General features: G+C 57.4%; 16 protein-coding genes. 7 read left to right on the plus strand and 9 right to left on the minus strand.

The genetic code is table 11. The features are described 5' to 3' along the window. The first annotated feature begins 4 nt into the window (after positions 1-4). The 3 genes from ACZ5Q2_RS03520 to ACZ5Q2_RS03530 are packed head-to-tail and all read left to right on the plus strand — an operon-like array spanning position 5 to position 1,404. Positions 5-589 (plus strand): DNA-3-methyladenine glycosylase I, encoded by a 585-nt coding sequence (locus tag ACZ5Q2_RS03520; protein ID WP_106694226.1) that lies wholly within the window; start codon positions 5-7, stop codon positions 587-589. A gap of 57 nt (positions 590-646) precedes the next feature. Further along, positions 647-952 (plus strand): DUF6482 family protein, encoded by a 306-nt coding sequence (locus tag ACZ5Q2_RS03525; RefSeq protein WP_374786496.1) that lies wholly within the window; start codon positions 647-649, stop codon positions 950-952. After that, positions 949-1,404, plus strand: a complete 456-nt coding sequence (locus ACZ5Q2_RS03530; protein WP_061331302.1) for a DUF3429 domain-containing protein — start codon at positions 949-951, stop codon at positions 1,402-1,404. The genes ACZ5Q2_RS03525 and ACZ5Q2_RS03530 overlap by 4 nt, the downstream gene beginning before the upstream one ends. Positions 1,405-1,406: 2 nt before the next feature. Here the strand turns inward: ACZ5Q2_RS03530 and ACZ5Q2_RS03535 are convergent, their stop codons facing one another. The 8 genes from ACZ5Q2_RS03535 to ACZ5Q2_RS03570 all read right to left on the minus strand — a co-directional run bounded on the left by ACZ5Q2_RS03535 (position 1,407) and on the right by ACZ5Q2_RS03570 (position 12,067). After that, the gene (locus tag ACZ5Q2_RS03535; protein WP_061331304.1) at positions 1,407-2,399 is read right to left on the minus strand and encodes a sigma-70 family RNA polymerase sigma factor; all 993 of its coding nucleotides are present in this window, start codon (positions 2,397-2,399) and stop codon (positions 1,407-1,409) included. 242 nt (positions 2,400-2,641) lie between these two features. Then, the gene (locus ACZ5Q2_RS03540; RefSeq protein WP_061331306.1) at positions 2,642-4,093 is read right to left on the minus strand and encodes an aspartate kinase; all 1,452 of its coding nucleotides are present in this window, start codon (positions 4,091-4,093) and stop codon (positions 2,642-2,644) included. A gap of 50 nt (positions 4,094-4,143) precedes the next feature. Beyond that, the gene (ectB, locus tag ACZ5Q2_RS03545) at positions 4,144-5,412 is read right to left on the minus strand and encodes a diaminobutyrate--2-oxoglutarate transaminase (protein WP_061331308.1); all 1,269 of its coding nucleotides are present in this window, start codon (positions 5,410-5,412) and stop codon (positions 4,144-4,146) included. A gap of 178 nt (positions 5,413-5,590) precedes the next feature. Further along, complete coding sequence (gene ectA / locus ACZ5Q2_RS03550) at positions 5,591-6,106, minus strand: diaminobutyrate acetyltransferase (RefSeq protein WP_072675768.1); 516 nt, start codon at positions 6,104-6,106, stop codon at positions 5,591-5,593. 147 nt (positions 6,107-6,253) lie between these two features. Next, positions 6,254-7,210, minus strand: a complete 957-nt coding sequence (locus ACZ5Q2_RS03555; RefSeq protein ID WP_230713204.1) for a hypothetical protein — start codon at positions 7,208-7,210, stop codon at positions 6,254-6,256. A 21-nt stretch (positions 7,211-7,231) separates the two neighbouring features. After that, the gene (locus ACZ5Q2_RS03560) at positions 7,232-8,635 is read right to left on the minus strand and encodes a sodium:solute symporter family transporter (RefSeq protein WP_106694221.1); all 1,404 of its coding nucleotides are present in this window, start codon (positions 8,633-8,635) and stop codon (positions 7,232-7,234) included. A 281-nt stretch (positions 8,636-8,916) separates the two neighbouring features. Beyond that, complete coding sequence (locus tag ACZ5Q2_RS03565) at positions 8,917-9,888, minus strand: radical SAM protein (RefSeq protein ID WP_230713205.1); 972 nt, start codon at positions 9,886-9,888, stop codon at positions 8,917-8,919. Continuing rightward, entirely contained in the window at positions 9,875-12,067 is a 2,193-nt protein-coding gene (locus ACZ5Q2_RS03570; protein ID WP_230713206.1) for an FAD-dependent oxidoreductase, read from the minus strand. The genes ACZ5Q2_RS03565 and ACZ5Q2_RS03570 overlap by 14 nt, the downstream gene beginning before the upstream one ends. A gap of 189 nt (positions 12,068-12,256) precedes the next feature. Between ACZ5Q2_RS03570 and ACZ5Q2_RS03575 the strand changes: the two genes are divergently transcribed. Beyond that, positions 12,257-12,877 (plus strand): RNA polymerase sigma factor, encoded by a 621-nt coding sequence (locus ACZ5Q2_RS03575; RefSeq protein ID WP_230713207.1) that lies wholly within the window; start codon positions 12,257-12,259, stop codon positions 12,875-12,877. After that, entirely contained in the window at positions 12,871-13,131 is a 261-nt protein-coding gene (locus tag ACZ5Q2_RS03580; RefSeq protein ID WP_230713208.1) for a zf-HC2 domain-containing protein, read from the plus strand. The genes ACZ5Q2_RS03575 and ACZ5Q2_RS03580 overlap by 7 nt, the downstream gene beginning before the upstream one ends. Positions 13,132-13,142: 11 nt before the next feature. Here the strand turns inward: ACZ5Q2_RS03580 and ACZ5Q2_RS03585 are convergent, their stop codons facing one another. Next, on the minus strand, positions 13,143-14,081 hold the full coding sequence (locus ACZ5Q2_RS03585; protein ID WP_230713210.1) for a DUF3179 domain-containing protein: 939 nt from the start codon (positions 14,079-14,081) through the stop codon (positions 13,143-13,145). Between the two features lie 372 nt (positions 14,082-14,453). Here ACZ5Q2_RS03585 and ACZ5Q2_RS03590 point away from each other — a divergent pair, with 372 nt between their 5' ends. Both ACZ5Q2_RS03590 and ACZ5Q2_RS03595 read left to right on the plus strand, forming a co-directional pair. Beyond that, a complete protein-coding gene (locus tag ACZ5Q2_RS03590) occupies positions 14,454-15,125 on the plus strand; it encodes a TVP38/TMEM64 family protein (RefSeq protein ID WP_230713212.1) in 672 nt (223 codons plus the stop codon). A 182-nt stretch (positions 15,126-15,307) separates the two neighbouring features. Next, on the plus strand, positions 15,308-16,531 hold the full coding sequence (locus tag ACZ5Q2_RS03595; protein WP_230713214.1) for an ADP-ribosylglycohydrolase family protein: 1,224 nt from the start codon (positions 15,308-15,310) through the stop codon (positions 16,529-16,531). Positions 16,532-16,711 lie beyond the last annotated feature (180 nt).

The following is a 16,711-nucleotide window of genomic DNA, read 5'->3' on the forward strand; positions in this document are numbered from 1 at the left end:
TGTTATGACCCAAGATAGCGAACGCTGCCCCTGGTGTGGCACCGACCCACTCTACGTGCATTACCACGACACCGTCTGGGGCCGCCCGGAATACGATGACCAGGCTCTGTTTGAAAAGCTGTGCCTGGACGGCCAGCAGGCCGGCCTGAGCTGGATTACCATTCTGCGTAAACAGCAGGGCTATCGCGACGCCTACGCCGGTTTCGATCCCGAGGCCATTGCCAGGTTTACCGAGCAGGATGAAGCCCGTCTGATGCAAAACCCGGAAATTATCCGCAACCGGCTGAAAGTGCGTTCTGTGGTCACCAACGCCCGCAGTTTTCTCAAACTTCAGGAGCGTGGCATCGAGTTTTCCACATTTCTTTGGCAATTCGTGGACGGCAAGCCAATCCAGAACCACTGGCAGCGCTTTGAGGAGGTCCCAGCCATCACAAAAGAATCCGAAACCATGTCAAAGGCGCTGAAGAAGGCTGGCTTCACTTTTGTGGGCCCAACCATCGTCTACGCCTTCATGCAGGCCACCGGCATGGTCAACGATCACCTCGTTCATTGCCCCGCCCATCACGAGTGCTTTACGCTGTCACAATGATCTCACCCGGGTGGTTGCACGTAAGTTCCTTGGTAGCACCATTTCGGGAGCCAATCCGTGCGCATCACCCTCAACCAACTCAGAAATCTCGAGCAACCGGTCATTGAACTGCTGGAGATCATCTCACTGGAAGGCCAGCATTACATGGCCAGACTCCATGGGCCGGAAGGCCTGATGCTGTTGTCTGACGACAATGGACAAACACACCTGTTTCGTAGCGCCTGGCAGCTGCAGGACACCCTGAGCGATCTGGACGTGCGTGAAACCCAGATTGTTCACCCGTCCGCCTACCATGAAATGGTGGGCATGGAGCCAACAGAACTCGAACCCATGCGGATACAGGTTCAGAGGCAACGGTCGTGATTGCAGTTGCCCGTCTCGCCATCCTGGTCGGCATAGCCGGCCTGATACCGTTTCTTGCAGGAACCGCCGGCCTGTTTGCAATGCCGGGGAAAAGCATCATCATCCTGAGCTGGTTCTACGCGTACAGTGCGGGCATTCTCGCGTTCATGGCCGGCATTTACTGGACCATCGCACTGCAACTGGAGAACCGCTCCTACCCCCAGTCACCACTGGTGTCGATGTTACTCAGCCAGCTGTTTTTCGTCGCCGCCGGAGTAGGGCTGCTATTACAAACGCCCCACAAGATTGCCCTGTACACCACCGCCTACCTGCTGCTGTACATCGTCGACGCTCGCTGGATGCGGCCCTACTGGCCGGCATGGTATCTGCGACTGCGCCTGGTGCTGACCACCGTGGTACTGGCCTGCCAGGTGACCGTCGGCGTGTGGTTCTATCTTAGTCACGGTGCCTGAGGTCAGGCACCGTTGTTCGGCTCCGAAAACCACTGTTGCAGCTTCTTTAACGCGGTCTTCTCTATCTGGCGTACCCGCTCACGGCTGATTCCCAACTGATCCGACAGGGTTTGCAGCGTCTCCGGTTCGGATACGCCCAGTCCGTAACGTCGGGACAGAATATCCCTCTCCCGCTCAGTCAACTCACCCATCATGGCCTGCAAGGTAATCTGCCGGTCCCGCTGCCGCAGAGGATGGTCTGGAGACATGGTTTCGCCACTGGCCAGGCTGTCGCCCAGGGTAATGGTACCGTCTTCAAGCAAAGGCACATCGGTGGACACTTCCCGGGCGGCCAGCGCTCTCAGTTCGCCGATGCGCGAGGGCGAGGCCTCCATGGCTTTGGCCAGCTCGGTCTGCGATGGCGTGCGCCCCAGGGCCTGGTGTAATCGCATGGAGGTTTTTTGGAGCTGACGTATTTCCTCGACGACGTTCTCCGGTGTGTGCACTACCCGCACGCCACGCTGCAGGCAACGGCGCACCTCCTCGCTGATCCACCAGTAGGCATAGGTTGAAAAACGAAAACCCTTGGCCGGGTCGTATCGTTCAACCGCCTTGATCAAACCCACATTGGCGTCCTGAATCAGGTCTGACATGGGGATACCGTGCTGGTTGTAACGGCGGGCGATGTGCACCGCCAACCTCAGGTTGCACTGAATCAGCCGGCGCCGGCAGGCCATGGCCAGGTGATAGGCCCGGCGACAGCGGCTGGAGAAGGCACAGGCATCACCCAGGCTACCAACCACTTCCCGAAGGGTTTGTGGGGTGTCATCGGGCAAACAGAGTTCCTGGCTGATCACTCTTAAGCTGCGAATCAGCTGCCGCGCCAGGCGGCGCTCCGCATCATCGCTGAGAAGTTCATGTCGGGACGCATCCCTGAAGTACAACCCTACCAGGGAATCCCTTTCACCATCGTGGGGAAGAGTCGGAGACGGTCCCTGCCGATCATGTATCTGCATTGGCTAAGGTACCCGTTGAAACTTTGCTGAATATACGGTGAGGTCGGGCGGGCAGATTGCCCTGGAAGGCGTGGAAAACCGAGACAAACGAGCGGGGAGGTGAGGAGATCGGTCACGCCCGGCCATGTTACTTACCCGGTGAAAAACACCGGGCAAAACGGCCGACCGGGCGCCCGATCAGGAGGCAAGACGTCCTCCATTACCCACCGGCAAAGCGACCGGTTTTGCCGGTGGGTAATTCTTCAGGTGGTTGAAGCCGCTACAATGGCGTACTCGTGATTGTGGGGTTCAATCAGAGCACCGTGCAGGGCCACAATCGCCTGGTTGTAGTGGTCTTCTTCAATCACAAACTGGATATCCACCTGACGCATGCACTGGTGGATGGCCAACACGCTGATGTCCTGGTCTGCCAATGATTTCACCGAACGGGCCAGGATGCCTGGCACCTTCATATCACTGCCAATGGCAGACACCAGGGCCACTTTGCGGGTACTGATCTCGGCATTGGGGAATTCTTCCTCCAGCGCCTTGACCACACGCTTCACGTGCTTGAGCGTGGTGTCCACATAATGGGTAATGGTGTTGGCGTTGGTGTCCTTGGACATGAAGCGCACCTTGAAGCGGCTGAGCACTTCCAGGATTCGGCGGTCTGAGCCCGGCTCACCCTGCATGTCCTGGTCAAACACCTCAATGGCGAACACGCCCTTGGCACCGGCCACGATTTCCACCTGCGGCTTCTCGCTGACGTAATCGCCAGTGATCAGCGTGCCGGTGTGCTCCGGTTCAAAGGTGTTCATCACCCGCAACGGAATCTCGTTTTGGCGCAGGCCCTTACCGGCACGGGGGTGAATGGCTTCCATACCGAGGTTGGCGAGCTGGTCGGCCACGTCGTAGTTGGTTCGGCCCAGGGGCACCACCTTCTCTTCACCCACAATATTGGGGTCAGCAGAACTCAGGTGGTATTCCTTGTGAATGATCGCTTCACGGGCATTGGTGATTACCGCCACCCGGCTGAAGGTCATTTCACTGTATCCCCGGTCAAAGGTTCGCATCAGGCCTTCCTTGCACTGAGCGTAGCCGGTGACAATCGGCAGTTCGCGAGTCAGGTCAACGCTGTCGAACGCCTGCTTGAGCTTCTGGTCGAGAGGCAGCAGTTCGCTGTCGCGCCAGCCGGTCAGGTCGACAAAGCGCGCATTGATGCCTTCCTGCTGCAATTTCAGGGCGGTGTTGAACGCACTGTGGGCTTCACCGATTCCGGCGAGCATTTCCCGAACGGTCAGCAGATGCTCTTCCAGCTGGAACTGGCCATAGGAACACAGACGCTGGAGGTCGATCAGACAACCCCGCACCCCTTCAATTCGGTCGGTAATGAACTGGTCAGCCTGCTGTTTGAGCATGGGGTCTTCAAACAGTTCGCCGTTGATGTCGGTCAGGAACTGGATCAGTTTGGTGAGGTCGTCGCCCCAGGCCCAGTCTGATTCAGCGTCTGCGAACAGGGCGTATACGCCCGGCTCGCCGGTTTTCTTGTGCTCCAGCAGTTCGTTGGTGACACCACCGTAGGCTGACACCACGAAAATCCGCTGGTAGAGGTCGCTCTTCTTGCGTTTACCAATAATGATATTGTCGCGAACGGCCTCATAATTACTCATTGAGGTACCGCCGATCTTCTCGACGGTATGCTGTGCCGTAGTCATATTTTTGCCTTCGCTATCCTGCGGAATGAATGGTCTGGATGACGGGCGCCTTACGACGCCTCGCTGACACCTTCCTGCATGATTTCATCAACCGACTCGGCCAGCAGGCTGGCTCCCAGGCGCAAGTCCTCCTCGCTGGTGGTCAGCGGCATCAGGCACTTGATGACTTCGTCGTTCGGACCACTGGTCTCGATGATCAGGCCCTTCTGGAAAGCACGCTTGGTAATGGCACCGGTGATGTCCGCATGGGTCGCTTCAATGCCACGCATCAGGCCCCGGCCCTTCATCTTGAACTCACTCGGGTACTTGTCGCAGATCGCTTGCAGGGCGTCGCCCAGCACCTTGGTCTTGGCCTTCACTTCGTTAGCGAAACTGTCGTCTTTCCAGTAGGTTTCTACCGCGGCACGGGCCGTGACAAACGCCATGTTGTTACCACGGAAGGTACCGTTGTGCTCACCGGATTCCCAAACATCCAGCTCCGGCTTGAACAGCACCAGCGCCATCGGCAGACCGTAACCGGACAGCGACTTGGACACGGTCACAATGTCCGGCTTGATGCCAGCAAATTCAAAGCTGAAGAATTCACCGGTACGGCCGTTGCCCGCCTGGATATCATCCAGAATCAGCAGGATATCGTGCTTCTTACACAGGTCAGAAAGGCCTTTGAGCCATTCGGCACGGGCTGCGTTAAGACCGCCCTCGCCTTGAACCGCCTCAACAATCACTGCCGCCGGCAATTCAACACCGGAAGAGCTGTCGGACAGCACCTTGTCCATGATCATCAGGGTGTCGATGTCTTCACCGAGGTAACCATCGTAAAACTGGAAATCAACGCTGCCCAGCGGTGTGCCGACACCACCACGGTGGTGCTTGTTACCGGTTGCAGCAACCGCACCCATGGTGACACCGTGGAAACCGTTGGTGAACGAGATAATACCGGTGCGGCCTTTGACCTTACGGGCCAGCTTCATGGCCGCTTCCACACAGTTGGTGCCGGTGGGGCCAGTGAACTGCATCTTGTAGTCCAGGCCGCGGGGATCCAGGATGTACTTCTTATAGGCTTCCATGAAGTCATGCTTGGCGGTGGTAAACATATCCAGGCCCTGGCTCACGCCGTCCGCTTCGATGTACTCAAGCAGCGCTTTTTTCAGAATATCGTTGTTGTGGCCGTAGTTCAGGGAACCGGCACCGGCCAGGAAGTCCAGGTACTGTTTGCCGTCTTCGGTGTACAGGTGCGCGTTCTTGGCACGGTTAAAAATCACCGGGAAGGCACGGGAATAAACGCGTACTTCAGATTCAGTGGACTTAAAAATTTCCATTGTCTTGCCTCTTAGCATGTCAGGTTCGAGGTAATTGCGCGGGGAGCCTGCTGGTAATACGTGTCGGTCGCAACAAGCCCGCCGTGCGTTGATGTCAGCCCTTTGGCAGGCCCACCTCGGGTGGCCTGCCGGCTGTTTCTAGTCGCTATCGGCGATTCACATCAGTGAATCAGGGCACTCAGACAGGCTTCGTGAAGGGCCCGATGCGCAGCAGGAACTCGGAGTCGTGCTTGCCGCCAAAGTGGGTCTCTTTCTCGAAGTGCTCGTGATAGGTGAGCTCGGCTCCCAGATCACGTGCAAAAGAGCGGAACAGCGCCCAGGAGGCCTCATTGTCTTCGGTAATCGTGGTTTCCAGATGCGTGACATTCTTGCACGCTTCGCGACCCACAATTTCCTTCAGCATCCGCTTGGCGAGGCCCTGTCCACGACCTTTCTCGTGAACCGCCACCTGCCAGACAAACACGGTCTCGGGCTGTTGGGGAGGGATGTATCCGGAGATAAAGCCGACCAGATCGCCTTCCTTCTCCGCGGCCACGCCGGTCTCGGCAAAGTGGCTGCACTGCAACAGGTTGCAGTAAATCGAGTTGGGGTCCAGCGGCGGGCATTCCGCTACCAGCTGGTGGAGCCTGTAGCCATCATCCTTGGTGGGTTTGCGCAAGGCGATGGCGGTGGTATTCGATCCTTCTGATGTCATAACGTGATCAATTCGCTTCAAAAGTTAGAGTTGAATTATATAGACCACAAAATATATTTCAAGTCGCCCCCAACAGCCACCAAGAACTACCGGGGTTCGATTCTTTCAGAATAGACCGAATTGAAGCATTCGCCAGTGACAGACTGGTTACGGAATGGAAGGAAAAACCACATTGCCAGGATCCAGACTGGTTCCACCCACCAGGCGGCTCCGATAAGATACTGCCGCAGGCGAGCCTTCCGGCCACAGCCGGTCAAACTGTGACAGCCAGGCATTCACATCGTAAGCCACAGGCATCAGGGAAACGTGCAAACCGGGCCGCGCCAAGCCCGCCACAGGCTCAGAGAAGGGGCTCGTAAAGCCAATACGGGTAATCAAACCGCGTGGGTCAGAGCGCAGGTTACCCATCCCCGCCGCGCCGTTATTGGTCACCAGGCAAGGGCGCCCATCCACTTCTCCAGACCAGAGAACCGGCAGGCAGGTGTGAGTGCACGCGATCACATCGGCACCGGTGGTGCGAAACCAACTGACCAACTGCCGGTCGTTACCGGCGGTGAATGCTTCATGCGACAACCCCCAGCCCGCCAGCGACTCAGGGTCACCATGCAACACCAAAATCTTTAGGCCTCCAAAGATCAGGCAGCGGTATCTTGGTAATAGCGAGAGTTTCTTTTGGATATCGGGGTGTTGGTCCGCCAGCGCCTGCAGGCGTTCCATCATCTGGTTCGAACGCGCCACTACACCTTGATCCACGTACTCCGGGTAGGCACAACCACAGCCCGCTCCGGCATTGGGAAGCGATAGCTCATAATCCACATTGCCGAGAACCGCAGTATGGTCCAGAACCCGGCTGTTGATCTCCCGGAACAAGGTGTCGTCGGCGTTGAACCAGTTAAAATCGCCATTGAACACCAGTTTGACCCGGTGACCATGGCGCTCCTCCGCCTGCGCCATGGCTTCGATTTCGTCCAGGGCAAAGGGGTTGCCGTACAGCCCGCCGACGATATACAGCACACTCTCGGAGGCATGGGAGGGCTCCCCGCAAAGCGCTTCCGGCCGGTAGCGGTAAGCCAGCGGGCAGCTGCGCCCTTCTGTGTCAGCCATTGCCTGATCCCTCCCGTTTTATCACGCGCCCTCAGCAACCACAGACTTTCCGGCCAGGCGCCGCAGCAGCAAAGGCAGGAAGAAACACGCCGTACAGATCAGAAAGCCGTAGGCATTCACACCCAGCAACATGGCGTAGGCACCATCACCAATCGCCCAGCTGGAGGGAATGAGGCCCGCCGCCAGCAGAACACCCAACCCGAGCCCGGTCCAGAAACTGAGGTGAAAGCTCCAGGGCGACCACTGAGTAAAGCCATAGAACAGGAAAACCGGCGCAAGACCCATCACCATGGTGCCCGAGATGGTCGTGGCCTTGAGGATATCGGTACCTGCGAACATGGGTAGGTTGCCCAGGAAAGCAAAAATAACCATCACCACCGCGCCCACTCGCATACTCGGCAGTTTGTCCTTGGCGCGGCGAGCCAGACGGGGCAAATCCACCGCCAGGGATTTGGCCAGGGACGTGAAAGTGGAATCCAGGGTCGAGCCCGCGGAGGTCATCATCACCACACTCATAAAGAACAACGCCGCCAGACCAAGGGATTGACCGACCGCCGCCGGTGCATTGCCCATGGCTTCAATGCCATTGAGACGCGCATGCACGCCCACCAGACTGAAGATAAACACTGCCACAAAGCCAAGAAGACCCGCGACCACGAAGCTCTTGAGCATGGTCTTTTCCTTGTTCACAAAGCCCCGGTCGGTCAGCACCGGGTCATGGAACGGGTAACTGAACAGCTGCAACAAAGCCACCAGCAGCAGATCGAAGCCGGCGTTCAGGCGGAACTCGCCGTTGGTCAGCAGCGCGCTGGTATCGTTGGCCGGAATAATCAGGAACAACACCGCCCCGACGAAGAACACGAACACAAAGGCCTGAATCACATCGGTAAAGATCGAAGACCGAAGCCCGCCTTTGAGGCTGTACGCCAGGGTAAAAACGGTAAACAGCATCGCCGCAGCGTAGTATTCCCACTCACCAGGCAGGCCGAAATACCCACCGACCACGGCGGTGTTACTCCAGACTTCGTTATACAACCGGATGAGGATCGCCGCCGCAAACGCCAGCGCTGCGAACCGACCAAATCGGGAGGTCAGGAAATCCTGCAGGCTCCTGGCCCCGGTCTGGGTGCGGATCAGGTAGATAACGTAACCCGCCACCGGAATCGACAACCAATAACTGGCATAGGCCAGGCCACCGACCACGCCATACGCCGCCCCAAGATTGGCGGCGTTGGTCACCGATTTGGCAAAGATCCAGCTGATAAAGATACTCGCCGTGAGCGACCACTGGCCCACCGGGTTGCCGTGGTCATCCGCGCCCTTGTAAAACGAATTAGCGTTCTTGCTCTTGGGCGACAGCACGTACATAACCACGCCGTAGACCACCAAGAATCCCCAGAACAGGGAGGCTTCAGTAATGTTCATTTTTTATTCCATTGTTTGGTGCAGGTCATTGAGCGGTGGAGGGGGTTCCAAAACGAAAATCGTGGATTTTCTAATGGTTTTGGAACCCCCTCCACCGCTCAACGCCCCCAACATCGATAACAGCTTCCCGGCAAACTACCGGTGTTCATCAAGGCTGTTGAGGTTGGGGGATACCCTCCAAAACTATTAGAAAATCCACGATTTTCGTTTTGGAGGGTATCCCCCAACCTCAGCAGCCGTAACTCCAAAGCTCCAGAACCCCAGAACTCCGAAACAAGACATCAACCGGGCGCCGAACAACTAGCCCCAAACCGGTAGCAGGAAAAACACCGGTGATGCCGCAACATAATCCGCTCGTCCATGCTCTCAGCCAGCGTGCCGCCCAAGTCGTACTGCGGGTCATCATCCACCAGCGTGCAGGCATACACCCGAACCTGATCTCCCTTCTTCACCAGCATCCGCGTGTAGGTGCACATGAAGTGGGAACGGGCCTCTTTGGTCGGGTACTTCTCCATGCAAGTCTCGGTAATCTCCGGGCTGCCGTCTTCAGATCCCGGCGTGCCCAGGTCCGGAAACGCGGTAAACGCCAGGTTCTCCGGAATGTTCCACTGACGGAAAATCTCACGGAACGCGGCTTCCACCTCCACCGGGTTTTCGCCGGGGTCGGTCTGCCGGGCGATGGACACCTTGAAACCTTGTTCGATCAGCCATTGGATACCGTCCAGTGCCTGGGCAAAGCTGCCTTCGCCGCGATCTTTGTCGTGCCGTGCGCGATCCGGAAAATCCAGGCTGACCCGGAAGTGAATCGGGTAGGGGTTGTCCAGTAACGGCAACACCTGGTGTTGCCGTTTATGCAGCGGCTCGGTGGCGTTGGTCAGCACAAAACAGGGCCGGTGCTGGCTGGCGTAATCCAGGATATTCACGAAATCCCGGATCACGAACGGCTCTCCGCCGGTGAAGGAGAACTGCTCCACGCCCATGTCGATGGCTTCGCGGATAAACGGTTTCACATCGCTGAGCTTCATGCCCGGAATGCGACCATCGCCGGGGTGTGAACCCTCCAGGCAGAAGGGGCAGGCCAGGTTGCAGGCGGTGCCAGTGTGAATCCACAGCTCCTTGAGCTTGTCCGCGTCGATGTATCCCCGGGGGTCGCCGTTGCGGGTGTGGGTCCAGCTGTCGAATGCCCGGGGTTCCAGCACTTCCACGGCCGGAATGCGTTTACTGCGTGCCGGTCGGGTTTCAGTCAGGGGCATAGGTGCTCCTCAATGCTTTTGTATTTTTGCCACCACGGCGCCAGCCGTGGAGCTTCTCCAGCAGCCTCAGAATGCCTTCGGGCGCATGGGCCCGTTTCCATTCACCCGCCGCGTACTTGGCTGACTCATTCCAGGTCGGGTAGGGGTGAATGGTGCCCAGAATCTTGTTCAGCCCCAGGCCATGTTTCATCGCCAGCGTGAACTCGGCAAGAATTTCCCCGGCATGGGCACCCACAACCACAGCACCCAGAATCTTGTCTTTGCCCGGCGGCGTCAGCACCTTGATGAAGCCATGGTCTTCGCTTTCGGCGATGGCTCTGTCCAGATCGTCCAGGCCATAGTGAGTCACCTCGTAGGCAACCCCTTGCTCCTGAGCCTCCGCTTCACTTAAACCAACCCGGGCCACTTCCGGAGAGGTAAACGTCACCCAGGGCATTACCCGGTAATCCACCTTGAACCGCTTGAACTGGCCAAACAGACCGTTCACCGCCGCGTACCAGGCCTGATGGGCCGCCGCATGGGTAAACTGGTACGGGCCGGCCACGTCGCCGCAGGCAAACACGTTGGGATAACGCAAGCTCATGTCGTCTTCCACCGGCACGGTTCCGTTCGGCAAGGTGTCCACGCCAATCGCTTCCAGGTTCAGGCCGGAGGTATTCGCCGCGCGCCCCACCGCCACCAAAACCTGATCAAAGGGAATCCGTATCTTCTCGCCTTCATAATCGCAATAGGCGACCTTCTCTCCATCCTCTATACGGAACTCGGCAGCGGAATGTTTCAACCGGACGTCAATTCCGTCGGATTCAAACTGTTTGAGTACCAGCTCGGAGACATCAGCATCTTCTTTTGCCAGCAATCGCTCGCCTTTTTCCACCTGGGTCACCTGGCAGCCAAGCCGGGCAAACGCGTGCGCCAGTTCCGAGCCAATGGGGCCACCACCGAGCACGAGCAGGCGTTGCGGTTGCTCCTCCAGTTCCCACAAATTATCGGAGGTCAGCGGCTGCATGTCGTTCAGGCCGGGAATGGGTGGCACGGCAGGTTTGCCACCGGTGGCGACGATGATGCTGCGGGCAGTGAGGCGTTCGGTGCGGCCATCATTGTGTTTCACCTCCAGCTCCCAGGGCGACACGAAACTCGCCTCGCCGGAAATGCAGTCCACGCCCAGCTTGCGGTAGCGTTCCGGGGAATCGTGGGGCTCCACTTTTGCGATGACATCCTTGACCCGGTTCATGATGTTCTTGAACGAGCCTTTTACCGGCACCGCCTCCAGCCCGTAACGATTAGCATGGCGCAAGGTGTCGGCCGCCTTGGCGCTGCGTATCAGGGCCTTGGAGGGCACACAGCCGGTGTTCAGGCAGTCGCCTCCCATCTTGTGTTTTTCAATCAGCGCCACTTTGGCTTTCACCGCTGCGGCAATATAGGCAGAGACCAGACCGGCCGAACCGCCGCCAATCACCAACAGGTTGTAATCGAAATGGTCAGGCTTCTGCCAGCCGGCATACACTTTGCGGCGTCGGATGAACCCCACCACAAACTTGGCGATCAGCGGGAACAGCCCCAGCAGGGCAAAGGACAACAACAGGTTGGCCGAGAGGATATCTCCGGTGGACTGGATCTGACCCAGCTGGGTACCTGCATTCACGTACACAAAGGTGCCGGGCAACATGGCAATCCAACTCACCAGGGCATAGGTGCGCAGCTTCATGGCGGTGAGGCCCATGGCCAGGTTGATCAGGAAGAAGGGAAACACCGGCACCAGGCGCAGGGTGGCCAGATAGAACGCGCCGTCTTTCTCGATGCCGCGGTCCATTTTGGCCACCGTTTCCCCATAGCGCTTACGCAGGGTATCCCGCATCAGGAACCGGGCAACCAGAAAGGCCAGGGATGCGCCCACGGTCGACGCAATGGAGACCGCCGCCAAACCGTAAAGGTTGCCGAAGAAGGCACCACCGGCCAGAGTCATGATGGTGGCTCCAGGCAGAGACAGGGCGGTCACAACCACATAGATAACCGCGTAACCTGAGACGGCCAATACCAGATTCTGGTCAATCCACTGCCCGATGGCACTCTGGTGCGACTGGAGGTTTTCCAGAGTAAGAAGTTTGTGGCCGTCGAATCCGAGGAAGATCCCCACGATGGCGGCGATAATCAGAAGAAGTAAAAGCTTGCTGCGATTCATATCCACGCCTGTAAGAATTGAATAAACCAATACGCTGTTATAGCCAAGACACGATCACCGGCTGGATGTTACACAGCCCCTGAACTATTATTTTTGAGCACTCACTACAGAATACCGGAACTTTTACCGATTCCGAAACACTATACAAAGACAAACAGCCATACTGACAGCGACAAGGGACGGAAACCCATGGACACAGCGGCACGCCCGGAACTTGAAACATCACTGATCGACGACCTCAAGCAGGGCGAGCCCAGCGCGTATCGCCGGGCAGTACGTGAATACTCAGCCGGCATGCTCGCCGTGGCCCGGTTTTACCTGGACCACTCCAGCGCGGAAGAGGTTGTCCAGGACTGCTGGGTAACAGTGATAGATGCAATACAGAAATTTGAAGGCCGCTCAGGCCTGAAAACCTGGCTGCACCGCATCGTTGCCAATCGGTGCAAAAACAAACTGCGCTCAAGCAATCGGGAAGTGGCCACGGATTTCTCGGAAAGCCTGGAACCGGAACTGGCTGACCGTTTCAACGCCAAAGGCCATTGGGACCTGCCCCCAAAGCTTCAGTTCCATGAATCAGCCGACAATCTGCTGGAAAACGGTGCCCTCAGCGATTGCCTGGACAAACATTTGTCCGCCCTGCCGGAAACCCAGCGCTCAGCCCTGATGCTCTATGAAGCCCACCAGCACAAATCGGATGATGTCTGTAACATTCTGGATGTCAGTGCCTCTAACCTGCGTGTACTGTTACACCGAGCGAGGCAGAAGATCTTTCTCATGGTGGAGACTTTCCAGGAGACCGGCGAATGTTAATGTGCAGGGGCCTGGCCGAAATCGCCAGTGATTACATTGATGGCGAACTCAGCGGCCGTCAGAATCTGACTGTGAAAATGCACCTGATGATGTGCAAGGACTGCCGGACGTTTATTGGCAATTTGAGGGCCAGCAGCCGTCTGCTCAGCGCACACTCCACCGGTCGGCCCAATGGAGAGTTTTTCAGGCGGATCGACGAGAGGGTAACTGAGGCGCTAAAAAATCGCGCATCGAAAGACAGCGAGTCGGACTAGCACCGCGAATCTTAATCCGCCTCGAAGACGAGGGTGTCCGGATTAAACGTGTACCAGGCAAACCAGAAAGCCCGCGTCGCCGGCAACAGGATACCTGATTCATCACGCAACTCGGCAGACGGTACGTCAGGGTCATAATGCAGCGTTACAGCTTTTCCTCCAATGCGGTCTTCAAGCACGGTACCGTGTTTGGCTAACTCGGGAAACGGCCAGACCTTGCTTTCTCCGTTGTAATTCCAACCCAGCACCCAGGTTTTCGGATGGTACTTCCTACTGGTGTGGGTAACCGGGAAGAAGAGTCGCTCCGAGTGATCGTAATCGCCGTAGGGAGATAAGCGGTAATTCCGACGATGGCCGGTATCGGTGGAAAGCACCAGTCCGTTTGTGCCGACTCGCTCCCTCCAGCGACTCCAGAGTTCATGGCGAATGGCGACGGGCTTCAACTCTTCTCCAACCAAGGGTCCGGAAATCGCACGTCCTTCTATCTGCGACCAGAGCGATTCGGTCTGATGGTCGTACATCAACAGATCACTGTTATATAACAGGCCAGACACTCCAAAGGTCAGTGTGCGCCCTCCGACAACTGGGTCAAAGGCCATACCGGTGCCGCACAGGGGACAAAAGGTAATTAACACCGGCCCCTCGTCGAGGCGATGATTGACAATCTCATGCCAATTCAGAATACCGATCGGGTAAGCGAAGCTGGATTCGCTGGCATCGAAGGTCAGCATGAGGTCATTCTTACGCCAAAGCGACACCTCACCGGGGGACTGAAACGCTGGTTCGTTGACAGACGGAATACCGTCTCTCGGCGGCCCACCGCGCAGGATCTCGCTGACCGGTACTAATGCGCCACTGAGATCAAAGCCATTATTGCGCTCGGCCATGGCAGGCTGCGCGACAAGCAACAGGCCCGCCAGAAAAACCAAGGGTTTAATAAACGGGTTCATGTCACCTCCGGAGACTCTCCAATTGATATCACTCAAGAGACACCGGAACAGGCCGTTTGTTACATGAAGCCGTATACCCGGGAACTGCGAACCTTATCGTAAACCTGCAGCTCCGCCGCCAGTTTCGTGGCACGCCATGGCGTCCCATGGCTAACCCCTCGCCCTGCTGCTGCGCGAATTGGCCTGTTGACCTGTAACATTCACCCCGTTTGCCTGTCCTTAATACCAACAACATATGTTCAACCGGAGTAACGATGTTGTTGAACCGCCTGTTTAGGCTGATCGACTACTCGAAAAGCCGGTCGCCCCAACAGGCTGGTATCATTTCTGGGCTGGGGCGTCAGACTGAACGAGAGGAGAAACAACCGACCAATGACCTTCCGATTTGCCATCGTTGCCGTGGTATTGACGGCACTTGCGGGGGCCTGGTGGTTGCTACAGAGCCTGGGAATACCAACAGAACTGTCACCTGGCAGCCTGTCGGCCTGGCTCAGCAGCCAAGGCGCAAGCGGCCCGCTGTTGCTCATGCTGTTGATGATGATCGCCGTCGTAGTTGGGCCCATTCCCACGCTGCCGGTCAGCGCAACGGCCGGGCTTGCCTTCGGCGTTGTGTGGGGTACTGCAATTGCTGCGGCCGGCGCATTGGTCGGTGCCATGGCGGCCTTCTGGATTGCCCGAAGCCTGGGCCGTGAGGCAATCTGTAAACGATTTCCGGACAATCCGATACTGGCCAGGGACGGCTCTCAACGTTTTCTGACCATTGCAGTGCTCCTGACCCGGCTGATTCCCGTGTTCTCATTCGCCCTTATTAGCTACGCCGCTGGTGTGACGGCCATCAGGGCCTGGCGTTTCGCCGTCGCGACTCTACTGGGCATGCTCCCAATGACAGTCGTCTTCGCAGGGCTGGGAAATACCATCAAGCTCAACCCCATGCTGACCGTGCTGGCTGGCGCCGCCATTCTGGCCGCCATGGCATGGTTACCCTGGTCAATAAGCCGACGACCGGATTCAAAACTGGCCCGCTGGCTGCAAATTAATGAGTGATAGAAAAGTCGAGCCCAACTCCACCAAGGGGTTTACAACTCGACCAACAACTCAGGCGTCATACCTACTCAACGCCGCAATGGAGGTAAGCCCGCTTAATGGCAATTGCCGTTTTGTGACTTACTTCTTACTCCGGCCCTCACCAATCGCCCATTCCTGACAACCACCACTAAGGAGTTGCCATGAAAAATAACGTACCCACGGACCAAAGATACTTGATGATTGCCGCACTGGCCGGCGGTTGGGTTGCCGATGCCGCGAGTCTTGGACTTCACTGGCTATATGACAGCACGCGCATTATGGAGGTCGGTGGCGACGCGCCGGAGTTCCTGCCGCCAAAAGCCGGGTATTACAGCCAAGGCTTTGGCTATTTTGCACATGAGGGCAAACAACCTGGGGACATCAGCCACTACGGTGCCGCTACCAGGGTGCTGGCTGACAGCCTGCTGGCCAGTGAAGGCCGACTGGATATCCGGGACTACCAGCGGCGCTTCCGGGCCTGTTTCGGCCCTGGCGGCAACTGGTGCGGGTTCCTGGACAACCCTACCCGCATTACTTTGGAAAACCTGACAACGATTGAACACAGGGCCATTAACCATGCCCTGTCGACAGTCACCACTACGCTGACGGAACGGCAGCAAAAAGTGCTGATTCAGAAGGTCATACCCTATACCCGCCGCCTAACCGGCGACCAGCTTACGGAACCGGTCAAGGAAGCCATCAGCCTCACCTATCAGGAGCCGGAAATACAGGACGCCGGCCTTCACCTGGCAAGGACCATAGACGAGCAGCTGGTTCCTGAAAGCGGTGCCGATGACCTGCAACTACCTGCCATATCCAAACTGTCGCCTCTGGTCGCCTGCTATTGCGGCAGCGAAGACTTATTGGATGTGGTCGAGGCGGCAGTCCGGGTCACCAACCACAACGATGAGGCCGTCGCGTGGGCTCGCTGCGCCGCTCGACTCCTGGATCATCTCTTCCAGGGCGGCTCCATCAACGAGGCGCTTGATCTGGCAGCCCCGCTGGCTCCGGATTCTGATCGTCTTTGCCAGGCCCGGTCCGGTTCCAGACTGAATGCCCGGAGCGCCGGTGACACCTTTGGCCGCACCTGTTATCTGCATGAGGCAATGCCCGTGATCTTCCATATTCTCAGCCATGCAGGCAGTTTTTCCGAAGCCATTCGCGCCAACATTCACTGCGGCGGCGACTCCTGCGGCAGGGCATGGATCATTGGTCCGGCCATGGCCGCCATTCATGGTGTTGGAGGCGAACAGGGTATACCTCTGAGTTGGCTGACGCGCCTGACCGATGGCTCGCATATCCTCGGCAAACTCGAATCGCTGATATACGGCAACTGGCCAGAACAGAGCCCACAGACAGAGCCGTCTACTTGCCCTATACATTAATACGCCAATTGACCTCGAAGTCTTCGAAGGACCGTCGAACCTCGAACATCAATCCCTCACCCTTGAGCATAAACTCCACGAGTTTGAGCTTAGCTTAGGGCCTGCGCCAGGGTGAGGGTGTACTGCAACTACCCTCATCGTGGTCGGAAAAGGGAATCAGCTCAGTTTCTGGCCGACGGA

The organism is Marinobacter alkaliphilus (assembly GCF_055394375.1).

Excerpts from the sequence above, each read along its gene's own strand:
- ectB (WP_061331308.1), bottom strand. The coding sequence starts at position 5,412 with ATGGAAATTTTTAAGTCCACTGAATCTGAAGTACGCGTTTATTCCCGT.
- ACZ5Q2_RS03520 (WP_106694226.1), top strand. The coding sequence starts at position 5 with ATGACCCAAGATAGCGAACGCTGCCCCTGGTGTGGCACCGACCCACTC.
- ectA (WP_072675768.1), bottom strand. The coding sequence starts at position 6,106 with ATGACATCAGAAGGATCGAATACCACCGCCATCGCCTTGCGCAAACCC.
- ACZ5Q2_RS03595 (WP_230713214.1), top strand. The coding sequence starts at position 15,308 with ATGAAAAATAACGTACCCACGGACCAAAGATACTTGATGATTGCCGCA.
- ACZ5Q2_RS03570 (WP_230713206.1), bottom strand. The coding sequence starts at position 12,067 with ATGAATCGCAGCAAGCTTTTACTTCTTCTGATTATCGCCGCCATCGTG.
- ACZ5Q2_RS03590 (WP_230713212.1), top strand. The coding sequence starts at position 14,454 with ATGACCTTCCGATTTGCCATCGTTGCCGTGGTATTGACGGCACTTGCG.
- ACZ5Q2_RS03535 (WP_061331304.1), bottom strand. The coding sequence starts at position 2,399 with ATGCAGATACATGATCGGCAGGGACCGTCTCCGACTCTTCCCCACGAT.
- ACZ5Q2_RS03585 (WP_230713210.1), bottom strand. The coding sequence starts at position 14,081 with ATGAACCCGTTTATTAAACCCTTGGTTTTTCTGGCGGGCCTGTTGCTT.
- ACZ5Q2_RS03540 (WP_061331306.1), bottom strand. The coding sequence starts at position 4,093 with ATGACTACGGCACAGCATACCGTCGAGAAGATCGGCGGTACCTCAATG.
- ACZ5Q2_RS03575 (WP_230713207.1), top strand. The coding sequence starts at position 12,257 with ATGGACACAGCGGCACGCCCGGAACTTGAAACATCACTGATCGACGAC.
- ACZ5Q2_RS03580 (WP_230713208.1), top strand. The coding sequence starts at position 12,871 with ATGTTAATGTGCAGGGGCCTGGCCGAAATCGCCAGTGATTACATTGAT.
- ACZ5Q2_RS03555 (WP_230713204.1), bottom strand. The coding sequence starts at position 7,210 with ATGGCTGACACAGAAGGGCGCAGCTGCCCGCTGGCTTACCGCTACCGG.
- ACZ5Q2_RS03560 (WP_106694221.1), bottom strand. The coding sequence starts at position 8,635 with ATGAACATTACTGAAGCCTCCCTGTTCTGGGGATTCTTGGTGGTCTAC.
- ACZ5Q2_RS03565 (WP_230713205.1), bottom strand. The coding sequence starts at position 9,888 with ATGCCCCTGACTGAAACCCGACCGGCACGCAGTAAACGCATTCCGGCC.